The 3,919-nt window shown below is 36.1% G+C and carries 2 protein-coding genes and 1 pseudogene; 2 read left to right on the plus strand and 1 reads right to left on the minus strand.

The annotated features are described in order from the left end of the window. Nucleotides 1-52 precede the first annotated feature (52 nt). Together PX481_RS14535 and PX481_RS14540 are read left to right on the plus strand one after the other, a co-directional pair. A complete protein-coding gene (locus tag PX481_RS14535) occupies nucleotides 53-3,424 on the plus strand; it encodes an N-6 DNA methylase (protein WP_288094821.1) in 3,372 nt (1,123 codons plus the stop codon). Between the two features lie 23 nt (nucleotides 3,425-3,447). Then, a complete protein-coding gene (locus tag PX481_RS14540) occupies nucleotides 3,448-3,738 on the plus strand; it encodes a nucleotidyltransferase family protein (RefSeq protein WP_002759988.1) in 291 nt (96 codons plus the stop codon). An 80-nt stretch (nucleotides 3,739-3,818) separates the two neighbouring features. Here PX481_RS14540 and PX481_RS30160 read toward each other — a convergent pair. Beyond that, a pseudogene (locus PX481_RS30160) lies at nucleotides 3,819-3,919 on the minus strand (IS200/IS605 family transposase); the annotation flags it as partial.

Consider the following 3,919-nt stretch of genomic DNA (forward strand, 5'->3'; position numbering starts at 1 on the left):
TACAATTTGCTTAGTACGGAAAAAAGAGATTAAACTTACCCCAGAAGAAGCGATTAGACAATTATATTTAAGGGTTTTAAGCGATCGCTTACATTATCCTCTCAGTCGCATTCAGGTGGAGTATGGGGTGAATTTTGGCAGAGAGGTAAAACGAGCAGATATTGCGGTGATGGACAAAGATCGCCTGAACACAGTTTATATTTTGGTAGAGGTAAAAAAACCCAAACTCAAGGAAGGAAAAGCACAACTACGTTCCTATTGTAACGGCACAGGTTCGCCGATGGCTGTCTGGACGAATGGCGATCAGATTTCCTATTATCAACGCAAAGATCCCAATTATTTTGAAGATATTCCAGATATCCCTAACTCTAATCAAACCCTAGCAGATATTCTCCAGATTAAGTTCACTTTAGATGATTTAATCGCCAATGATAAGTTAGTCAAAGAAAATAAATCTCTGAAAACGCTAATCGAAGAAATGGAAGATGAGGTATTAGCAAATGCGGGGGTAGATGTCTTTGAGGAATTATTTAAACTGATTTTTGCCAAGCTCTATGATGAATGGTATTCTGGACAGGGGAATCGACGTTCTACTCGTTCTCTGGAGTTTCGTAATACAGGACAAACAGAAAGCGCATTAAAAACAAAAATTCAGGATCTTTTTGACAAAGCTAAGAAAAAATGGCCAGGGGTATTTAGTGAGGATGCCAAGATTAGTCTCACACCTTCTCACTTATCGGTTTGTGTGTCATCCTTAGAAAATGTGAAGCTATTTAACTCCAATTTGGATGTAATTGATGAAGCATTTGAGTATTTAATCAATCAAAGCAGTAAAGGGGAAAAAGGACAGTTTTTCACCCCTCGTTATGTGATTGATATGTGTGTGAAGATGCTTAACCCCCAAGAAGATGAATATATGATTGATACTGCAGCCGGTTCCTCGGGGTTTCCAGTACATACAATCTTTCATGTTTGGCGGCAGATTCTAGAGGATGAGGGATTAGAAGTAAGTCATTTATTTTCATTGGAAGAAAAGCCACCCCGTTGTAAGGAATATGTGGAAGAAAAGGTGTTTGCTATTGATTTTGATGAAAAAGCGGTAAGGGTAGCACGAACCCTCAATCTGATTGCTGGAGATGGACAAACAAACGTACTACATTTAAACACTCTAGATTATGAATTATGGGATGAGGTGACGCAACAGGAAGAATGGGATGATGTTTATCATGAAGGTTTCAGACGCTTGAAAAAACTGCGTCCAAAGGGAAGTCCAGACTATAGGGAGTTTCAATTCGATATTTTGATGGCAAATCCACCTTTTGCGGGTGATATCAAAGAAACGCGCATGATTGCTCGTTATGACTTAGCAAAAAAGCCTAACGGTAAATGGGAAACTAAGGTAGGACGCGATATTTTATTTATTGAGCGCAATCTAGACTTTTTGAAACCGGGGGGAAGAATGGCGATAGTTTTACCCCAAGGACGCTTTAATAATTCTTCTGATAAGAATATTCGGGATTTTATTGCCGAAAGATGTCGAATTTTGGCAGTGGTGGGATTACATGGTAATACTTTTAAACCCCATACAGGAACAAAAACCTCGGTGTTATTGGTGCAAAAATGGAATGATGATCCCAAAATAGGCGCACTTTGTCCTCGTCAGGATGATTATAATATCTTTTTTGCGACGATGCAGAAGTCAGGCAAGGATAATTCTGGAGAAAAAGTTTATGTTAAAGGGTCTGATGATTCGGGGGATTTTCTCTTAGATAAACATAATCATTGGATTGTGGATCATGATCTTTTTAATCATGATGGATTAACGGAAGATGGTATCGCTGAGGCTTTTATTGAGTTTGCTAAAAAGGAGAATTTAAGTTTTTTTGAGATCCCCCCGGCTAACGCCACCCCCCTTAATAAGGGGGACAGGGGGGGAGCTTTTGATGCGGTTAAATATCAGCAGTTAATGGATAGGTTGGAAGCAACAGAAATTTCATTTATTCAGGTACTTGAGCATAATATTAATTTTCGATTTGATAGTGAGTTTTTTAAAAGAAAATACTTTCAGATTGAGGACAAAATTAATGAATTACCCCAATCTATGAGACTGAGTGAAACACAACCTATAATTATTCATCCAACAGAAATTAAGCGAGAGTATGTAGAAGATGATTTATCAGGAGTCTTGTTTTTTAGAACTCAAAACTTACGTCCGTTAAGAGTCGATTTATCGAATCAGGTATATATATCTCTAGAAGATGCGGAAAAATTATCTAAGAATGAAATAAAAAAAAATGATATTCTGATCACAAGAACTGGTGCAAATTTTGGAGATACTTTAATTTTTAATGAGGAAATACAAGCGATTGCATCATCTCACGTTTTGATCTTAAGAAACAAAATAATTAACCAGTCATTTCTAGCAGTTTTTCTAAATACTATTTATGGAAAAGAGCAAATTAACAAGGGGATGTATGGAGGCGTACAGCCTGAAGTAGCACCTTACTACTTAAAAAATATTCTTTTTCCCGTTCTGTCTGATTACTTTCAGAAAATAATAGAACGGTTAGTCAATCAATCATCTATAGAAGTGAAAAAAAGTAAAATAATCTACCAACAAGCTGAAGATTTACTATTAACAGAACTTGGTTTAAAAGATTGGCAACCCACCGAAGAAAGCATCGCAGTTAAAAGTTTTTCTGAGTCTTTTTTGTCTTCTGGACGCTTGGATGCTGAGTATTATCAACCGAAATATGATGAAATTGATAATTATTTTAAGGATTTCAAATTGATAAAAATTCGTGATTTAATTAATTACCCTGTTTCTAGTGGTGCAACTCCTAAAGCGGGTGGTGATGATTATACAGATGAAGATGATGGCATTCCTTTTATAAGAGCAGTTGATCTCAAAGATGGAGAAGTTGACACAAATAACTTTATTTTTATTAAAAGATATGTTCATGATCTCACCTTGAAAAAAACAAAAGTCAAGAAAAATGATGTACTTTTTTCAATCGCTGGTACGGTAGGAAGATGTGCTATTTTTGATCATGATTTTGAAGCCAATATTAATCAAGCTGTTTCTATTTTAAGGTTTGACGAAGCTCAAGTTAAAAGACTCTATTTAATTGTCTTTTTTAACTCTGAAATAGGCAAAATATACGTTTCCAAGTATGCTCGTCAGGGTTTGCAAACCAATCTAAACTTGAATGAAGTATCTGACCTTAGAATTCCTATATTAGATTATAATCTTCAAGGAGAAATCAGCAAAAAAGTACAAGATAGCTTTGATATTAAAGCAAAATCCAAACAACTCTTAGAAATTGCTAAAATAGGAGTAGAAAAAGCAATAGAAACCGACGAAGAAACGGCAACCGCTTGGATAAACCAACAACTAGAAAGCTTGGGAGTAAACCTAATCTGATGAACACAAAAATAAATCTACCAATGGAACAAATTAAAGGATTTTGTCAAAAGTGGCAAGTCACCGAGTTGGCATTATTTGGTTCAGTTTTACGCGAAGATTTCCGTTCAGATAGCGATATTGATATTTTAATTACCTTTTTCCCAACTGCTAAACGAGGTTTAACCGAAACCCTACAAATGCGAGATGAACTGCAAGCAATTTTCAACCGAAAAGTAGATTTAATTGTGAAAGCAGCACTCAAACGGAGTGATAACTGGCTAAGATGTAAAAACATTTTAGAATCAGCACAGATTATATATGCCTCATTGTAAATGCTATCAGACGTATTTTGCGCTATACTGATGGAAAAATAAAATGAACTACCCCGCCGCAAGCGGACGGGGTATCAGAATCAAAATAGACTCAATTGTAGATTTTGGTGTAGCTGCAGGTATTCTTTATCTTGTTCTTTTACATATCTCGCTATCATACCTTCATCCCCATGCTTTCCTA

The organism is Microcystis sp. M53603_WE2 (assembly GCF_030065435.1).

What these genes read in the sequence shown, in the direction of transcription:
- PX481_RS14540 (WP_002759988.1), top strand. Translation starts at nt 3,448, where the DNA reads ATGGAACAAATTAAAGGATTTTGTCAAAAGTGGCAAGTCACCGAGTTG.